The following is a 16,405-nucleotide window of genomic DNA, read 5'->3' on the forward strand; positions in this document are numbered from 1 at the left end:
CGACCCTCCGCAAAATGCTCACTCACGCCTTCGCCAGCGCCGGTGCGAACACCACCTCGATCAGCGTGCCGGAATTGCCCGCGTTCTTGATGTTGAACTGGGCGCGGTTGGCTTCGACCAGCGCCTTGGTCAGCGATAGGCTGAGCGCGGAGCTGTCCGCGGCGTCGCCTGGCGGCGGGGTGCGGAACGGCTCCATCGCGGCGGCGACTTCGCGTTCGCTGAGGCCATGGCCGGTGTCGCGGATGCGCAGCGCGATCTCGCCGCGATCGGTCAGCGCGGTCGAGACGATGACCTGGCCGCCGGCGCTCGCAAGCCGGATCGAGTTCGAGATCAGGTTTACGGTGATCTGCCGCATCGCGCGCGCATCCACCGTGACCTGCGGCAGCGCATGCGCCAGCGAGGTGCGGATGATGATGCGCTCGCGATTGGCCTGCGGCTGCATCACCACGACGCAGGCCTCGACGAGGTCGTTGAGATTGAGGTTGGCGAAGTTGAGGTCGAGCTTGCCGGTCTCGATCCGCGACAGCTCCAAGAGATCGTCGATGATCGCGATGACGCGCTCGCCGGAGGCGCGGATGTCCTTCATGTATTCGCCGTAGCGCTCGTTGCCGAGTGCGCCGAAACGCTCGGAGATCATCACCTCGGCGAAGCCGATGATGGCGTTGAGCGGGGTGCGGATCTCGTGGCTGATCCGCGCCAGCATGTCGGCTTTGGCCGTCGCTGCGCCGTCGGCGAGACGGCGGGCCCGCGTCAGCTCGCTCTCGCCCTTCTTGCTCTGGGAGAGATCGCGGAACACGGCGAAGAAGTTCGGGCCGTCCGGCCGTGTGCGGCCCATGATCATCGCGAGCGGAATGACGCCGCCCTTCTTCTCGCGGCCCAGCACCTCGCGGCCGTGGTCGAGCAGGCTCGCAATGTTCTGGCTCTTCAGGCTTTCGAGATAGTCGGCGACGATCTGCTGGCTCTCAGGGGCGAACAGCGTCGCCAGATTCTGCTCGAGCAGGGCTTCGCCGTCATAGCCGAACAGCGCCTCGGCGCTGCGGTTGCAGGCGTGGATGTTGCCCTCGGCATCGAACATCACGATGCCCTCGGCCGTGGTGTCCAGGATCGCGGCGAGATCCTCGGCGTCGGCATCGCCGGCCGCGGGCTCGAGCTCGGGCGCAAAGGGCAAGGATTCGGAGACAATCGTCTCGGCGATATCGGGCGCGGCGACCATTGGCGCGGCCTGCGGCAGCGCGCAGATCAGCGCATGCGCGCTCTCGCCGTCCCAGTCGATCGTGTGCAGATGCGCTTCCGTGGTCGCAAGCGGCTCTTCGCCGTTCGCGATGGCCGCGCTGATCGTCACCGGCGTGCCTGCTTGCGACGTGCTGCTGGCCGTGGAGACGCCCGGCTCGACATAGAGCGCGTCCAGCCCGCCGGCATCCTCCAGCGCGCTCAGGTTTGCGTAGCCCATGCGCGCGAGGAAGGCGGGGTTGGCGTAGAGCAGGCGGTCGAGGCGATAGATCAGGATGCCGGTCGGCAATAGGTCGAGCAGCGCGCGGTCGCGCACGGGCTCGCCGCGTGCCGGCGGCGCCGGCTCGGTCAGCCATTCGGCCGCAGCCTGCGGCGCCTCGGGCTCCGGCGCGGGTGGTTCGGGCGCGAATTCGGCGGCCGGCGGCTCAGACGTGTCGGCGGCAATCGTCTCGCGGTCGCGCTCGAGCCGCTCGGACAATTGCCGGGCGAGCTCGTTGAACGCGCTGTTCTCGACCGGCGTCAGCGTCGGCGAGCGTGCATCGCCATGCGGGCGGAACGGCACGACGTTTGGAGGCGGCGTTTCCACTGGCGTTTCCGGATCGGTTGGATGTGAATTCGCGTCGGGTGTGGGGTCCGGCAGTTCGGCTTCAGGCTCGGGCGCAGGCGGCGCGATCGGCGGAGGCGGCGTCGCTGCCTCGGCCTCCGGCTCGACGCTTTCGGCGGACAGGCCGTGCTGCGCCGGCGCTTCGGCCAGCAGCTCGAAGCGGCGGAGCGCCTCGAGCCGGTTGAGGCCATCGAGATCGCGGCAGACGCCAAAGCCCTTGAAGCCGGCGAAGTTGCGCTCCCGATCGTAGATCGGCAGGCCCGCGAGCTCGACCGGAAGATGCTCGCCGCCATCGGCGGGCCAGTTCACGGTGATGCCGGCCCAGGTGTCGTGGCTCTCGAGCGCCTCTGCGATGCGCCCGTCGGGATCGAGCGCAAATTCCGCGGCGATCTCGCGCCAGCGGCGGCCGAAGCGGGCGGCGGTGTGCGGACCGATGAGACGGATGAATTCGTCGGAGCGAAGCACAAAGCGTCCCTCGGCATCCATCTGCCAGAGGAAGCGCAGCGGATGCTGACGCGGTGCGGGCGTCTTCTCGTGGCCCGGCGGCGGCTCGACCATGCCGATAGTGATCGGCGCCGGCCGCGGCGACACAATGGCCTGGGCGCAGTTTTCAACCGGAGTTTTGGCCGCGGCCTCCGCGGTCTGCTCGGGCGCCGGTTCTTGCACGGCGTCCACGGCCGCTTCGCTCACGGCCGGTTCGGGCGCGGGCGTCGTCGTCGCGGCTATGTCGGATGTTTCGATCGGCTCAGCGAAGGCGTCGAACAATGCGATCCCGGCCTCCGCATCCAGCGATGACGGCTCGTTCGTCATCTCGGCGTCCTGCTGCGCCGCTTCGACCGGGGCTTCGGCTGTGGCTTCCGTCGTATTCTCCGGCGCCCATGCTGCGGGCGCCTGTTGCGCGGCGGTGGGCTCGATCAGCGCGATAAGGCCGATATCGGCGCCCGTGCCGACCCGTTGCAGCACCATCTGGCCGATTCCGATCGGCGTCGCGGCGCGGCCGCAGGTCAGCGCTTCGCTGCGGGCCCGGTCGAGGCCCGCTTCGCCGAGATCGCGAAAGCCGAGCAGAGAACGGGCGGCCTCGCTGGCGCCGACGAACAGGCCGTCAGGCGCGAACGCGGCCATCGGCACCTTGGCGCCGTCGACGAGACGAAGCAGCCGCTCGAGCAGCGGCATGCTGCTCAGCGACGGGTCCATCGCGGCGACAAGCACGCCATGGCTGCCATCGGCGAAGTGGAGGCGGGCGCAGGCGCAGGTCATCAGCATGCCGAGCCGGGCGCCGAAGCCGCGCAGCCGTTCGAGCCGCACAGTGCCGGTCGGCGGCAGGCTGCGGGCGAGCCGGGCGACCTGGCGGCGGTGGCTGTCCGCCGGGCCGAACGTCCTGTCCGCGAGGGCTGTGGCATGGGCCGCGCCGAACAGTTTTGCGCCGACCGGATTGGCCCAGAGCACGCGCGTGCCGTCGATCGACCAGAGCCAGGCGGGCAGCGGAGAGGTCGCGTGCACGGCCAGCCGGGGATCGCCCACGCCTCGCAACTGGAAATCCGAACTCTTCATCCGACCGGCTTTAAGTCTCGCTTGTCAGCATCGCGTTAAGGCGGCTGCCGCGAATGACAGCCTTAAGAAGGGGTTAGTATCGCCTGCGCCCGCGGGCAGGTCCACGGCTGCGGCCCTTCGCACACGGCCCAAAGCCGCGATAACCTTAATCCAGCCGACCCCGCAAGCCGCAACGCCGTTGCATCCAAGGGATTCGCGGCACGACCCTCATCATCCCGGTTGGCGGAAGAGACTCCTCGTTGCTACGACGAAGTCCCGTTCCCTCCCCCCTTGTGGGGAGGGCTAGGGAGGGGGGTAGCCCAGGAAAAGGTGCCAACTGTTGATGCTGCACCCAAGCCGATGCCCTCCGGAAAAGTCCCCGAATGGGACTCCTCCTGCCCCTCCAGGGCGAGGGAACGAGAGAGTGGATCTCTCTGGCTAACCAACAACGCACCCAGCTACTCAACCACCGGTTTCCCAATCGGGAACTTCATCCTGCGGGATTAAATTCTCGCAACGCACCCTCCTGGCACAGTGCAATGCACAATGTTGACACGATGGGCTGCCATAGTCCTAGGCGCTGGGCGAGCCATCTCATTTGTTTCGCGTTTCCAGTCTTCGTACCCGCTGAATGCGAGGGCCCAAATTGGGGCCGGCGGGCGCGCCAGAAGGCTCACTCCATTTTTTCATTTAGCGTGAGGGACAACATGACAGGTGCGACTGATCCGTTTTCTGCCTCGATCATTCCGTTCGAGGTTCCCGAGCAGATGCGTGCGTTCGCCGAAAAGGGCGTGTCGCAGGTCCGCGAGAACTACGCCAAGTTCAAGGACGCCGCCGAAACCCACAACGGCACCGTGGAAGCCGTGTTCACCTCCGCCAGCAAGGGCGCGAGCGAGTACACCGCCAAGCTGGTGGAGTTCATGAAGGCCAACACCAGCGCCCAGCTGGACTTTGCCCAGCAGCTGTTCGGCCTCAAGTCGCCGGCCGAAGTGCTGGAGCTGTGGACCGGCCATACCCGCAAGCAGTTCGAGACCTTGCAGTCGCAGGCCAAGGAGTTGATCGAGCTCAGCCAGCGCGTCGCCGCCGAGACCGCCGAGCCGATCAAGGCCAGCGCCGAGAAGTTCTACAAGCCCGCCGCCTGAGGCGGACCGGACTTGAAGTGATTGAGAAACCCGGGCCGAAAGTCCCGGGTTTTTCTTTGGAAACGACGCTGCGGGTGATGCGGCCTGGGTTTAATCGACCTGCGCCAAGAATTCGGACCACCTCTCCCAAAGGGAGAGGTCGGATCGCATCGAAGTTGCGATCCGGGCGAGGGGATCAGGTCTCACTGCGGGACGCGGCCCCTCACCCGGATTGCTCAGGGCGCGCACTTGCGCGCCAAAGCAATCCGACCTCTCCCCGCTGGGGAGCGGTGAGGGACGCCCAGCCGATCTCGCCTCGGAGAGGGCCAAATATCGGGTTTTGCGGCCTTGCCAAAAACGCCGGTTGCACCTAGTTTCCGCCCCGTCCAGCCCCCCTCGGCACCGGCCCTTACCTGAGGGCGTCCCAAGGCGCGGCTCGCCAGGATGCAGTTGTAGCTCAGTTGGTTAGAGCGCCTGTCTGTGGAACAGGAGGTCGGTGGTTCGAGCCCACCCAACTGTACCAATGATCTCAAAGAGTCGAGCCCCTGCGCCCACGGTCTATTCGCTTGGTCTATTAAAGGCGCTGAGCGGAACGTGCGCACGACCAGCATGCTGCCGGCCTTTGGACCCGAAGCCGTCATTCCAAAAGTGGTTCGATGACTCTCTTTACTCGCCTCTCTCACGATCCAGGAGAAGTCAGACCGCGCCGTAGAAGTGCCTGTATTGCCATGCGGCTTGCTCCTCCAATTGAGCTTCAGACCACAATTGGTCTTTGAAGCGCATGACAGACATAGGCGATAGATCGATGGGAGGCCTGCCATCGACAATCCAAGTTGCAAGTGCCTCTCCGACGGCTGGCGAGATTGAAAGCCCGGCGACATTGCATCCGCTTGCAAAATAGAAGCCCGCCGCTCCAGGAGCCGGGCCAAGGATATGATGGCCGTCAGCGGTCATGGTCGGAATGCCACCGCGAAATTCCCGCACCTTGGCAGTATGCAGGATCGGGAGTTGATCCTTCACTTCAATAGCGGCTGAACAAAGCACCTCAATGTCGAGGGGCATGTCCTTGATGTCGAAATTGGCCCCGAGCGATTGCATATCGAAAAAACGCGGCGTTTCCTCGTAGACACCCCAAAGGAAGCCGCCCTGGTAGGGACGCGTATACACGGCGGCATCCATGATCCGAACCATCGGCAGGTCGGCGCGCGCGCCATCCAGAGGTTCCGTGACGATCAGTTGCTGCCGGGTGGGTTTCAACGGTACACGAATTCCGCTTGCCTCCGCTACCTGTCGCGTCCATGCACCGGCTGCATCGACGACGACCAGGCCTTCAATGATGCCTTTCGCGGTCGTTACGCCCGTCACCTTGCCAGCGCTGATGTTTACGGTGAGCACGTCCGTCTTCGGCAGCACGGTTGCACCCACAGCCGCTGCTGCTCTGGCGAAGCCGACTGCAACCTGCGCTGGGTCGAAATACCTGTCGTCAGCGATCCTCATCGCCGCTACGACGCCTGTTGGCTTCAAAAATGGATTGAGGCCGCTTGCCTGCTCCGGAGAGATCAGCTCGACATCAAGGCCCATACGGCGCCCGCGTTCAAAATCGGTCTTGAGAACCTCCGCGTCTTGCGGCCGACGCGCGATCTTCAGGCTGCCCGAATGCACCCAATCGAGAGGCTGCCCGGTTTCTTCCGTGAACGCTTCAATCTTGCGGCAAGCGTCCTTGATGAGGCTAATCATCAATTCGCTTTTGCGAACGCAGCTCACCATGCCTGCAGCGCGCGGCGAGGTCTGCGATCCAATGTCATGCTTGTCGACAAGCGCGACCCTGAGACCTTTTTGCTTGCTTAGGTAATATGCTGTGGCAGCGCCGAGGCCGCCGGAACCAATGACGATAACATCGGCCTTGCTTATCATGACAATGCCTCCTGAAATCCATCAGCAGCGGAACCTACCACGCGGTGGAGGTCGGTGACCATTCCCCGCTCTCGACAATAGCGCAGCAAGGGCTGCTTATAGCCCGCGACTGACATGCATTGACGGTGCCGGCACGCCTGCTTGCGAAGCCGGAGCGGACTCGATGCAAGCGCCAAGGAAGGGCGAGCCGCCACCGCCGATGCGGACGAAGCAGCGGTGGCTCGCTGGCGCGGAGCGTGTCGGTGCGCTCCGAGCAATACCCTCCCGAGACCACCGCAACCGGGAGGGCCGCGCGCTAAGCCGCTCTGATCCGCTCCGGCTTCTTGACGCGCGCTATGACGATGCCGAGTACGGCGCGCCGGTCCGCGTCCAGCCTGCGAAAGGCTGCGCCTCGCTCTTCGCTGAGTTCGATCAGCGCTTCCTCGTCGCGCTCGCGAGCCAGTAGCTCCGCTTCCAGCTCCAGCAGCTTGGCCGCGCGCTCATCTGACGACATCATGAGCGCCAGGTGCGCTATCCTGTCGATCTCTTCGTGCGGCCGCTTCTCGAAAGAGATGGTCAAGCCAAACGAGCGCGGCGCCGATGTCCAGCTTTGCCGCCGAAGCGCCCTCTACGGACCTGTCGAATTGGGCTTGGAAAGGCCGTCCATGATCGAAGGTGAGCTTCGGCCGTCCGCGCTCGCGCTGAGCGCAACATAAGCTGATGCCTGCTTCTTGAGATCGACGACGATCAATGCGGTGGCCATGCGCCTATGACCCGAGCTCGATGATCCTGCGTGCCATGCGCACATTGGCATAGTCGATCATCTTGCCATCCAGCGTCACCGCGCCCTGGCCTTGCGCCTCGGCGCTCTCCATGGCCTCGACGATCCGCCGCGCCTGGGCCAGCTCCTCGTCCGATGGCATGAACGCACGCAACGTCGGTTCGATTTGGTCGGGATGGATGATTTGCTTGCCGTCAAAGCCCATGGCGGCAGCCTTTTGCGCGCTGCTCTCGGTGAGCTTGGCATCGCGAAAGGCGCCGCACGGGCCGTCAATGGCGCGCAGGCCGAAGGCACGTGCCGCCACCAACAGGCGCATCATCGGGTAGGCGAACAGATCGAGCGGCGCGGACGCGTAGCCGCTTTGCGCCGATCCTACATGCCGGTAGCCGTCCGGCGAAATTCCGATGTCGGAGGTGCGGGCCCCGAGCGAGGCCGCGAAGTCGCCGACGCCGAGATGAAGCGCGGCGACGCTGTCGTGGCACGCGGCGAGCGCGTCGACATTGACGAGACCCAGCGCCGTCTCGATCAGCAATTCGAGCGCCACCGGCGCGGGGCGATCCGGCGCAGCCCCGCGCAACTGGTCGGCAATGGCAACGATGTCGCTGGCGCGCTCCGCCTTCGGCACGATCACCGCATCCAGCCGGGGATGCGCCGCCAGCGCGCGGATTTCCTCTCCGATGAACGGGCTGTCGACAGCGTTGAGCCTGATCGCAACGCGTTTGTTGCCCCAGTCGAGCGATGACAGCGACCGGACAGCTTCCTCCAGCGCAACACCCTTCTCGGACGGCGGCACCGCGTCCTCGAGGTCCATGAACACCGCATCGGCAGCCGAGGCGGCGGCCTTGGCGACAAGGCGGGAGCGATGCGCGGGAACGGCGAGATACGCCCGCGTCGGCCGCAGAGAGACCATCGTCACGTCTCTCTGGCGAGGCCGAGTTCGCCGAGGATGGAATCGTTGTGCTCGCCGATATCAGGCACCGGATCCATCCGCGGCGACAGGCCGGGGATGGTGAGCGCCGGCAGGAAGCTCATCACCGGCCCGCTGGGGGAGCCGACCGTCTGCACCCGCGAGCGCGCGTGGAGTTGCTCATGCTGCAGGAAGGCGTCGACCGAGTTCAGATGGGCGTTGGCGATCGAGGCTTCGTCGAGCAGCCGCAGCACCTCTTCGCTGGTCATGGATGCAAAGCGCTGCTCGATATGCGCTTGCAGATCGTCGCGGTTCTGCATGCGCAGCGGATTGGTGCGGAAGCTCGGATGGTCGGCGAAGCCGGCATCGCCCAGGACGATGCGGCACAGCGACCGCCATTCGCGATCGTTCTGGATGCCGAAGAAGATGGTGTTGCCGTCTCCGACCCGGAACGGGCCGTACGGCGCAATCGTCGCGTGCCTCGCGCCGGTTCGCGGCAGCGGCCGGCCCGTACTGTGCGTGTAGAAGGCGGGATAGCTCATCCAGTCCGTGATGGAATCGAATAACGAGGCCTGGAAGGCGGTGCCCTTGCCGGTCCGCTCGCGGCGATACAGCGCCATCAGCACGCCATTGAGGATGTACATGCCGGTGGCGATATCGACCACGGAAAGCCCGACCTTTGCCGGCTCCGCCTCGGTGCCGTTGACGGCGAGCACGCCGGCCTCGCACTGGACCAGCAGATCGTAGGCCTTCTTGTTGCTGAAGGGGCCGCCGGCCCCATAGCCTGAAACGTCGCAGGCGATGATCCGCGGGAATTTCCGCAAGAGAGATGCGGCATCGAGGCCGAGCCGCTCCGCCGCGCCGGGCGCGAGATTTTGGATGAAGACGTCGGCCCGCGGCAGCAGGGCGTCGAGCACCTTGCGGCCATCGGGACTCTTGATGTCGATCGCGAGGCTTTCCTTCGAACGATTGGTCCAGACGAACTGGCTCGACATGCCGTTCATCACGTGATCGTAGTCCCGGCAGAAATCGCCGTCGCCCGGCCGCTCGATCTTGATGATCCGCGCGCCCCAGTCCGCCAGGTGCCGGCTCGCAAGCGGCGCCGCAATCGCCTGCTCGAGCGAGACCACCGTCACGCCCGACAGCGGCAGCTCCGTCTCATTCCCATCCATGCGATCGCTCCACTCCCGTGCGCTTTTGATCAGCGCAGGAGACTGGCCGATCCATCCCACGCGCATCCTTTTGATGATGACATGATGCCCCTGTTTTGCCCGACGAGTCAAATTCGAATTCGTGAAATCCTAATACCGGAAATGCTGAGGGATTGCCGTGGCTTGGCTACTGTGCATGGGGTTGTTTTCGCGGTTTTTGTTTGAGGCCTGCCGAAGCGGGACGCTGTACGCCGCTTCGGCTTGGGGAACTGCAGGCCTTCACCGCCTGTTGCCGAGACCGCACACGTTGCGCCTTTCGCATCCCCCTCCGGTTGCCAATCAACCGCCGTTCACCCACTATCTCACCTGTTCGACATGTGGGGGGATCGATGCCGGCGTTTCGCTCGAAGAAGTCCTTTGCAAAACCGTTGGCCGTTGCCGGCCTCGGGATTGCCCTGGCCGTCCTGGCCCTGCCGCGTGCCGGCTTCGCCTATACCCAGGAAGAGCAGCAGGCCTGCTCGCCCGACGCGATGCGGCTGTGCGGCGAGTTCGTTCCGAACGTCGATGCCATCACCGCCTGCATGATCGCGAAGAAGTCGCAGCTCTCGCCGCAATGCCGGGTGTTCTTCCGGCCAGGACCCGAGCCGGGCGAGGTCCGTGCCGGCAAGCCGACCAACATCGCGCCCAAGGCCGCGAGGAAGAGCACCAAGCCGGCGCCGAAAGCCAAGAAGAAGAAATCCGAGCAGGGCTGAGCGCGACAGCGCGCTTTCTTCCTCGAAGTTCGGCAGCCGCGTTTCCTCCGTTGGACTCGTTTTGTTCGCGCGACCGGCGCGCCGGCTTGCGGCAATTGCAAGCGCGCACGACAAAAAAGAGTCGCAAAGCGGTTTGCGCGGCAAGGTTGCATTTCGCTTTGTCCGGCTTCGCTGCTCAAAAAGCGCATGATCGCTCGCGCAGGCCGCATTTCATTGCGATTGTATCGGGCGTCGCACCAGGCAGTGTGACTCAAAAGCCAACACGCCTTGTTATTTCGTGGCGGCAACGCAACTCCCGATAAATTTTTCTTTCACGAATCAGCGCGCTGATTCATTTTCGAGCCACGGGGTCAATCTGGAGGCCGAAGGTATGAACGTTATTGTTTTTGCATCACGTAAAGGCGGTTCGGGCAAGAGTACCCTCGCTGCCCATCTCGCCGCGCAGATCAAGGCGAGCAAGCAGGTCATGCTGGTGGACGCCGATCCGCAAGGCTCGCTCACGCTCTGGCACAAGCTGCGCGGCACCAACGAGCCGTCGATCAAGGCGGCCGTGAACTCCGTCAGCGGCATCGTCTCCGCGGCCAGGCGCGACGGTTATGAATGGGTGTTGATCGATACGCCGCCCAACCTGTCGGCGGTCGTCGACGACGCGATCAGGAACGCGACGATGGTGATCATTCCGGCGCGTCCCGGCGTGTTCGACGTCAACGCGGTGCAGGAAACCATTCAGATGTGCCGCGCCGCGCGCAAGCCCTACGCGGTCGTGCTCAACGGTGCGCCGGCGCGCCGCGACGAGACCGAAAGCCCGATCGTCACCATCGCCCGCGAGGCGCTGGCGAAATTCCGCGCTCCGATGTGGGGCGGCCAGATCACCAACCGTTCGGATCTCCTGATGGCGCTCAGCCACGGCGAAGGCGCGCGCGAGTATCAGGCCGAGAGCCGCGCGGCTCAGGAAATTGCACGGCTGTGGGCGGCGATCGAGCGTTCAGTGAAGGCTATTCGCGGCACGGCTTCGGCTTCCGGCGCAATGCACAAGCAGGCGGCATAATTTCATTATTCATTTTCCCCGACGAAAAACGCGCGGACGAGCCGCGCGTTTTGCGTTTCTGCTTCACCTGTCTTTCCGGGATGGCGCGCAAGCGCGCCAGGCCCGGAATCTCGAGATTCCGGATTCGCCCTTCGGTCGATCCGGAATGACGAGCTGAGCTACGCGACCATCAGCATGTAGAACACGATGACCGGCGACAGGGTGAGGATCACCGACCAGATGCCGACGGCCCAGAGAATGTCCTCGGTGGTAAAGCTCTGCCCGGCGTCGTAATGCGACGCCATTTCATGCTGACTATTCACAAACGCCCCCGCGATTTCTTCGCTTATGGGCGCCAGTGATACGCGGGATGTTTTAAAATTCCGGGTCGCAGCTGGCCGTGCATTTTGAACACAGGTGCTACCACGGGTTAACCATCCGCGTGGCGCTGTCAGCCTGCCAGCCAGACGCGAAACAGCAGCACCGGCATCAGGCCGAGCATCACCGCCCAGAACCCGAATGACGACACCACCAGAATTCCCTGCACGAGATCGGCCGGCGCGAATTGGCTCGCGGCCATCGGCCGGGTGCGATGTCCCATGGTCATTCCCCCGTTTGAAAGTCTTGGCGGAAACGATAGGCGCGATTGCGTAAACGAGGCGTGGATGCACCATGCGGCCGACGCGAAGGCGGTTGGCGCGCGGTTAACTATGGAGGCGTTCTTACCCTCCCCCTCCAGGGGAGGGTAAGCGCTAGGCCGCGGCTTTCATCCGTCGCTCGATCTCGCGATCGATCGTGGCGGCGAACTCGCTGCTCACTTCCACCATCGGCAGGCGCACTTCTGGGCTGTCGATGAGGCCGCTGCGCCACAGCCAGTACTTCGCCGGCGCAGGGCTCGGCTCGGCGAACAGCAGCCGTGTCAGCTCGGCGACCTCCTGCCAGCGCGCCCTCGCGGCATCGTGATTGCCGCGCTTGAGTTCCGCATACACCGCCGCAAATGTCGCGGTCTCGACATGGGCTGACAGCACGATGCCGCCGTCGGCGCCGTCGGTGAGCGCCTCGAAATAATTCGCGTCCTCGCCGGTGAGCACGCGAAAATCCTTCGGCCTGTCGCGCAGCAGCGCGATCGATTGTTCGCGGCTCGCACCGCAATCCTTCAGGCCGACGATGTTCCTGTGTTCGGCGAGCCGCAGCATGGTCTGGTTGGTGACATTGACCGCGCAGCGGTAGGGAATGTTGTAGAGCGCAATCGGCCAGGCGGCGTGATCGGCGAGCGCCTCGAAATGCGCCAGCAGCCCGCGCTGCGACGGCCGCACATAGTATGGGCTTGCGATCAGATAACCGTCGATCGGCCAGTCCGCGGTCTCGTCGAGGCGATCCTTCAGCCGCGAGGTGTCCGCGCCCGACAGCCCGAGGCAGATCGGCAAGGTGCGGCGGCCCGCCGCCATCTCGTCGCGGACGACGGCGACGAGGCGCTCGAGTTCAGTGTCGCGCAGCGTCATGCCTTCACCCGAAGTCGCCCCCAGGATGAAGCCGTCGATGGCCTGTGCGCCGTAGTGCCGCGCCAGCCGCCGCAATGACGTCTCGTCGAGACGGCCGTCGCGAAACGGCGTCACCAGCGGCAGCCACAGCCCGTGCAATTGGTCTCGTAGTCCGGTCATGTTTCCATCTCCTTCTCGGGAAAAAGGCCTGAGACGGAGGGCACATGAAAAAACCCCGTCCAGGCGGCGGGGTTTTCGGGATTTGCTGCGATGACGAAGCCGGTATTAGCGCACGCAAAAATCCGAGGTCCCCGGATGGGGACCTTTTTTCGAGATGACTGCGCACGACTTCGTGATCATCGACAAATGATGCGGGGTATACCCAAGCCTGTCAATACACGCGGAAGGCGAAAGGCAATTTTGACGAAAAAAAGCCGGACCCGAAGGCCCGGCTTAGGTATTGGCCACGTGAGGCCGACACAATCACCTTCCAAGAGGGATTACTGAACTCCCGCGCCACTGGAGGAGGGGGACAAATGCGCAACGCGAAGGCTCAGCGTGCAAACAGTATGGGCTTGACGAGCGCCGTCCAGCAACAGCCGAGGCCGCATGTCAGTCATGCGGAAATCAGGACGGCCAGCGCTGCGCCTTGCTGACCACGAAGTCGCGGAACACCTGCACGCGTGCGACCGTCTTCAACTCCTCGGGATAGACGAAATAGGTGTCGAGCTGGATCGAATCCGATTCACCGAACAGCTGCACGAGTTTGTTCTGTTCCTCGACGAGGTAGTCGGGCAGGGCGGCGATTCCGAGGCCCTGCTGACAGGCGCGCACGAGGCCGAGGATGTTGTTGACCTTGAAATAGGCTTCGCGCGGACCCGAGCCGTTGCGACCAGCCTCGATCAGCCAGTTGCGGTTCTGAAGATGCGGGGCGAAGTTGCCGTCCGACAGCGTGATGATGCGGTGAGAGTCGAGCTCCTCCAGCGTGCGTGGCGTGCCGAAGCGCTTGATGTATTCCGGCGAGCAATATGCGTGGAAGCCCATCGCGAACAGCTTGCGCTGGATGAGATCCGGCTGGGTCGGCTTGCGGGTCCGGATCGCGACGTCCGCCTCGCGCATGGACAGGTCGAGCTCCTCGTCGGTGACGATCAAGGAGATCCGGATCTCCGGATAGAGCGCGGTGAACTCGCCGAGCCGCGGGATCAGCCAGTTGATGCCGACGCCAGGCGTGGTGGTGATCTTGAGGTCGCCGCTCGGCCGCTCGCGGCTGTCGGTCAGCTTGGCACGCGCGGCCTGGAGCTGCATGAACACGTCATGCGCGGTGCGGAACAGCAGGTCGCCCTGCTCGGTCAGGATCAGGCCGCGGGCGTGGCGGTGGAACAGCGAGACCGAGAGCTCCTGCTCCAGCGCCGAGACCTGGCGCGACACCGCCGATTGCGACAGGCCGAGCTGCTCGCCCGCATGCGTGAAGCTGCCCGCTTCCGCCGCCGCGTGAAACACCTTCAGCTTGTCCCAGTCCATATCCGTAAATCCGTCGCGTGTTCGGGGCATGATTCTATTCCGCTGCCGCGCGCTCGCTGGCGCGAAGGGCCAAGAAACGTTCGGCCTCGAGTGCGGCCATGCAGCCGAGGCCGGCGGCCGTCACGGCCTGGCGATAAGTCTCGTCGGCCACGTCGCCGGCGGCGAACAGGCCGGGCACCGAGGTGGCGGTCGAGTTCGGGGCGACCTCGACGTAGCCCGACGGCTTGAGCTTGACCTGGCCTTTGACGAGCTCGGTCGCCGGGGCGTGGCCGATGGCGATGAAGATGCCGTCGGTCTTCACGTTCGTGAGCGCGCCGGTCTTGACGTTCTTGAGGCGCACATGGGTGACCTTGTTCGGGTTCTCGGTGCCGCAGATCTCGTCGACGGCTGAGTCCCAGATCACCTTGATTTTGGGGTGCTTGAACAGACGCTCCTGCAGGATGCGCTCGGCACGGAAGTGATCGCGACGATGCACGATGGTGACCTGAGAGGCATGGTTGGTGAGGTACAGGGCTTCCTCGACCGCGGTATTGCCGCCGCCGACCACCACGACCTCCTTGTTGCGGTAGAAGAAGCCGTCGCACGTGGCACAGGCCGACACGCCGCCGCCCTGGAATTTTGTTTCCGACGGCAGCCCGAGCCAGCGCGCCTGCGCGCCTGTGGCGAGGATGACGCTGTCGGCAAGATAGACGTCACCGCTGTCGCAGGTGAGGCGGAACGGCCGCTGCGCAGTTTCCAGCTTGGTGACCAGGTCAGAGACGATCTTGGTGCCGACGTGGACCGCCTGCTTCTCCATCTGCTCCATCAGCCAAGGGCCCTGGATCACGTCGGCGAAGCCCGGATAGTTCTCGACGTCGGTGGTGATGGTGAGCTGACCGCCCGGCTGGATGCCCTGAATCAGGATCGGCTCGAGCATCGCACGCGCGGCGTAGATCGCCGCCGTGTAACCGGCGGGGCCGGAGCCGATGATGACGACCTTTGCATGAACAGGAGCGGACATTTCGGTGGACGCCTTTCACGGGGGATTTGCAGCGCGCGCGCGGAACGTGCCGGGAGGCCTCGCGGAGGCGCTGAAATATCAGAGCTAATCTAAGCCTTCTGGTGAGCTATGCAAGAATTGCATTCCCTATCGGCGGATTTTTCCAACAAGGAACAAAAGTCAATTGCGCTGCACGCGCAATAAAATTGCGCTGGGCGTATGGACTGGGTATGAGGATTGCGACAAGCCACCCAATACCGCCGCCGAGGCCAGGAGTTCCAATCACGTGTCGCGGAGCCTAGACGAGATCGACCTGAAAATTCTCACCGAGATTCAGGCCGACGGTCGAATCACGAATGTCGAGCTGGCCAAGCGCGTCGGCATCTCGCCGCCGCCCTGCCTGCGCCGCGTCCGGGCGCTGGAGGAGGAGGGCTATATCCATGGCTATCGCGGCCTGCTGGACGCCCGCAAGCTCGGCTTCGACGTCACCGTATTCGCCGCCGTGCACCTGTCCAGCCAGGCCGAAGCGGATTTGCGCGCCTTCGAGGAATTCGTCCGCGCCGAGCCCTTGGTGCGGGAATGCTGGATGCTGTCGGGCGAGGTCGATTTCATCCTGAAATGCGTCGCCCCCGACATGGCGACCTTCCAGGATTTCGTCACGCACCTGACCGCCGCGCCCCATGTGCGCAACGTGCGGACCTCGCTGGTGCTGCACAATTCGAAATATGAGGCGGCGGTGCCGCTCGACGTGAAGGGACGAAGGTAGCTCGGGTGATCGCCTGCCCCGGCCGGAGCGCAGCGCATCTTCAGCGATGCGCTGCAGAGCCGCGCCGCGCATTGCGCCGCCTTTTCGGAACGGCGTCACGGGCAGCGGCAAATCTCTACCGCCACTCCACCTTGGTGATCTCATACGCCTTGGCGCCGCCCGGCGTGTTGACCTCGACGGAGGCGCCCTTCTTCTTGCCGATCAGGGCGCGGGCGAGCGGCGAGGTGATGGAGATGCGGCCCTTCTTGGCGTCGGCCTCGACCTCGCCGACGATCTGCCACACCGTCTTCTTGTCGGTGTCCTCGTCGACCAGCGTCACGGTGGCGCCGAACTTGATGGTGTCGCCGGAGAGCTTCGAGATGTCGATGATGTCGGCGCGCGCGAGCTTGTCCTCGAGTTCGGCGATGCGGCCCTCATTGTGGGACTGCTCTTCCTTCGCGGCATGATATTCCGCGTTCTCCGACAGGTCTCCGTGCGAGCGCGCCTCCGCGATATGCTCGATGATCCGCGGACGGTCTACAGACTGGCGCTGCTTCAATTCTTCCCCGAGCGCGACAAAGCCGGCCTGGGTCATCGGAACCTTTTCCATCTCTTCTCTCGTCCTTCAGCTGCGCGCCCATATAAAGGGTGGCGCGGCAACCTTGATGCGTCGGTGTTCCCGG

At 64.4% G+C, this 16,405-nt stretch carries 15 protein-coding genes and 1 tRNA gene; 5 read left to right on the forward strand and 11 right to left on the reverse strand.

What is annotated here, in order from left to right; translation table 11 throughout:
• Positions 1-22: 22 nt before the first annotated feature.
• Entirely contained in the window at positions 23-3,385 is a 3,363-nt protein-coding gene (locus tag IVA78_RS10575) for a PAS domain S-box protein (RefSeq protein WP_247277494.1), read from the reverse strand.
• 686 nt (positions 3,386-4,071) lie between these two features.
• On the opposite strand from IVA78_RS10575, the gene IVA78_RS10580 reads away from it, so the two are divergent.
• Complete coding sequence (locus IVA78_RS10580) at positions 4,072-4,506, forward strand: phasin (protein ID WP_247277493.1); 435 nt, start codon at positions 4,072-4,074, stop codon at positions 4,504-4,506.
• A 425-nt stretch (positions 4,507-4,931) separates the two neighbouring features.
• A tRNA-His gene (locus IVA78_RS10585) sits at positions 4,932-5,008 on the forward strand.
• A gap of 173 nt (positions 5,009-5,181) precedes the next feature.
• Here IVA78_RS10585 and IVA78_RS10590 read toward each other — a convergent pair.
• The 4 genes from IVA78_RS10590 to IVA78_RS10605 all read right to left on the reverse strand — a co-directional run bounded on the left by IVA78_RS10590 (position 5,182) and on the right by IVA78_RS10605 (position 9,238).
• Positions 5,182-6,399 (reverse strand): FAD-binding oxidoreductase, encoded by a 1,218-nt coding sequence (locus IVA78_RS10590; RefSeq protein ID WP_247277492.1) that lies wholly within the window; start codon positions 6,397-6,399, stop codon positions 5,182-5,184.
• A 295-nt stretch (positions 6,400-6,694) separates the two neighbouring features.
• Complete coding sequence (locus IVA78_RS10595) at positions 6,695-6,958, reverse strand: hypothetical protein (RefSeq protein WP_247277491.1); 264 nt, start codon at positions 6,956-6,958, stop codon at positions 6,695-6,697.
• Between the two features lie 187 nt (positions 6,959-7,145).
• Positions 7,146-8,069, reverse strand: coding sequence for a CoA ester lyase (locus IVA78_RS10600; protein WP_247277490.1), 924 nt, complete (start codon positions 8,067-8,069; stop codon positions 7,146-7,148).
• A 2-nt stretch (positions 8,070-8,071) separates the two neighbouring features.
• Positions 8,072-9,238 carry a CaiB/BaiF CoA-transferase family protein gene (locus IVA78_RS10605; RefSeq protein ID WP_247277489.1) on the reverse strand — a complete coding sequence of 389 codons (1,167 nt, stop codon included), beginning with the start codon at positions 9,236-9,238 and terminating at the stop codon, positions 8,072-8,074.
• Between the two features lie 368 nt (positions 9,239-9,606).
• On the opposite strand from IVA78_RS10605, the gene IVA78_RS10610 reads away from it, so the two are divergent.
• Positions 9,607-9,969, forward strand: coding sequence for a hypothetical protein (locus IVA78_RS10610; RefSeq protein ID WP_247277488.1), 363 nt, complete (start codon positions 9,607-9,609; stop codon positions 9,967-9,969).
• Between the two features lie 370 nt (positions 9,970-10,339).
• The gene (locus tag IVA78_RS10615; protein WP_247465191.1) at positions 10,340-11,017 is read left to right on the forward strand and encodes a ParA family protein; all 678 of its coding nucleotides are present in this window, start codon (positions 10,340-10,342) and stop codon (positions 11,015-11,017) included.
• 158 nt (positions 11,018-11,175) lie between these two features.
• Here the strand turns inward: IVA78_RS10615 and IVA78_RS34375 are convergent, their stop codons facing one another.
• From IVA78_RS34375 to trxB, 5 genes are all read right to left on the reverse strand, one after another.
• Positions 11,176-11,301 carry a hypothetical protein gene (locus IVA78_RS34375; RefSeq protein ID WP_256464544.1) on the reverse strand — a complete coding sequence of 42 codons (126 nt, stop codon included), beginning with the start codon at positions 11,299-11,301 and terminating at the stop codon, positions 11,176-11,178.
• A gap of 146 nt (positions 11,302-11,447) precedes the next feature.
• Positions 11,448-11,597 (reverse strand): hypothetical protein, encoded by a 150-nt coding sequence (locus IVA78_RS10620; protein ID WP_247277486.1) that lies wholly within the window; start codon positions 11,595-11,597, stop codon positions 11,448-11,450.
• Between the two features lie 151 nt (positions 11,598-11,748).
• The gene (locus tag IVA78_RS10625) at positions 11,749-12,657 is read right to left on the reverse strand and encodes a 4-hydroxy-tetrahydrodipicolinate synthase (RefSeq protein WP_247277485.1); all 909 of its coding nucleotides are present in this window, start codon (positions 12,655-12,657) and stop codon (positions 11,749-11,751) included.
• Positions 12,658-13,104: 447 nt separating this feature from the next.
• On the reverse strand, positions 13,105-14,028 hold the full coding sequence (locus tag IVA78_RS10630; protein WP_247277484.1) for a LysR family transcriptional regulator: 924 nt from the start codon (positions 14,026-14,028) through the stop codon (positions 13,105-13,107).
• A gap of 4 nt (positions 14,029-14,032) precedes the next feature.
• On the reverse strand, positions 14,033-14,998 hold the full coding sequence (gene trxB, locus IVA78_RS10635) for a thioredoxin-disulfide reductase (RefSeq protein ID WP_247277483.1): 966 nt from the start codon (positions 14,996-14,998) through the stop codon (positions 14,033-14,035).
• A gap of 265 nt (positions 14,999-15,263) precedes the next feature.
• On the opposite strand from trxB, the gene IVA78_RS10640 reads away from it, so the two are divergent.
• Positions 15,264-15,743 carry an Lrp/AsnC family transcriptional regulator gene (locus IVA78_RS10640; protein WP_183246374.1) on the forward strand — a complete coding sequence of 160 codons (480 nt, stop codon included), beginning with the start codon at positions 15,264-15,266 and terminating at the stop codon, positions 15,741-15,743.
• Between the two features lie 115 nt (positions 15,744-15,858).
• On the opposite strand, the gene greA is transcribed toward IVA78_RS10640, so the two are convergent.
• Positions 15,859-16,332, reverse strand: a complete 474-nt coding sequence (gene greA, locus IVA78_RS10645; protein WP_247277482.1) for a transcription elongation factor GreA — start codon at positions 16,330-16,332, stop codon at positions 15,859-15,861.
• Positions 16,333-16,405: the final 73 nt, after the last annotated feature.

The sequence above is a fragment of the Bradyrhizobium sp. 137 genome (genome assembly GCF_023074095.1).
GTDB lineage: Bacteria > Pseudomonadota > Alphaproteobacteria > Rhizobiales > Xanthobacteraceae > Bradyrhizobium.

What these genes read in the sequence shown, in the direction of transcription:
- IVA78_RS10575 (WP_247277494.1), bottom strand. Translation starts at nt 3,385, where the DNA reads ATGAAGAGTTCGGATTTCCAGTTGCGAGGCGTGGGCGATCCCCGGCTG.
- IVA78_RS10580 (WP_247277493.1), top strand. Translation starts at nt 4,072, where the DNA reads ATGACAGGTGCGACTGATCCGTTTTCTGCCTCGATCATTCCGTTCGAG.
- IVA78_RS10590 (WP_247277492.1), bottom strand. Translation starts at nt 6,399, where the DNA reads ATGATAAGCAAGGCCGATGTTATCGTCATTGGTTCCGGCGGCCTCGGC.
- IVA78_RS10600 (WP_247277490.1), bottom strand. Translation starts at nt 8,069, where the DNA reads ATGGTCTCTCTGCGGCCGACGCGGGCGTATCTCGCCGTTCCCGCGCAT.
- IVA78_RS10605 (WP_247277489.1), bottom strand. Translation starts at nt 9,238, where the DNA reads ATGGATGGGAATGAGACGGAGCTGCCGCTGTCGGGCGTGACGGTGGTC.
- IVA78_RS10610 (WP_247277488.1), top strand. Translation starts at nt 9,607, where the DNA reads ATGCCGGCGTTTCGCTCGAAGAAGTCCTTTGCAAAACCGTTGGCCGTT.
- IVA78_RS10615 (WP_247465191.1), top strand. Translation starts at nt 10,340, where the DNA reads ATGAACGTTATTGTTTTTGCATCACGTAAAGGCGGTTCGGGCAAGAGT.
- IVA78_RS34375 (WP_256464544.1), bottom strand. Translation starts at nt 11,301, where the DNA reads ATGGCGTCGCATTACGACGCCGGGCAGAGCTTTACCACCGAGGACATT.
- IVA78_RS10620 (WP_247277486.1), bottom strand. Translation starts at nt 11,597, where the DNA reads ATGGGACATCGCACCCGGCCGATGGCCGCGAGCCAATTCGCGCCGGCC.
- IVA78_RS10625 (WP_247277485.1), bottom strand. Translation starts at nt 12,657, where the DNA reads ATGACCGGACTACGAGACCAATTGCACGGGCTGTGGCTGCCGCTGGTG.
- IVA78_RS10630 (WP_247277484.1), bottom strand. Translation starts at nt 14,028, where the DNA reads ATGCCCCGAACACGCGACGGATTTACGGATATGGACTGGGACAAGCTG.
- trxB (WP_247277483.1), bottom strand. Translation starts at nt 14,998, where the DNA reads ATGTCCGCTCCTGTTCATGCAAAGGTCGTCATCATCGGCTCCGGCCCC.
- greA (WP_247277482.1), bottom strand. Translation starts at nt 16,332, where the DNA reads ATGGAAAAGGTTCCGATGACCCAGGCCGGCTTTGTCGCGCTCGGGGAA.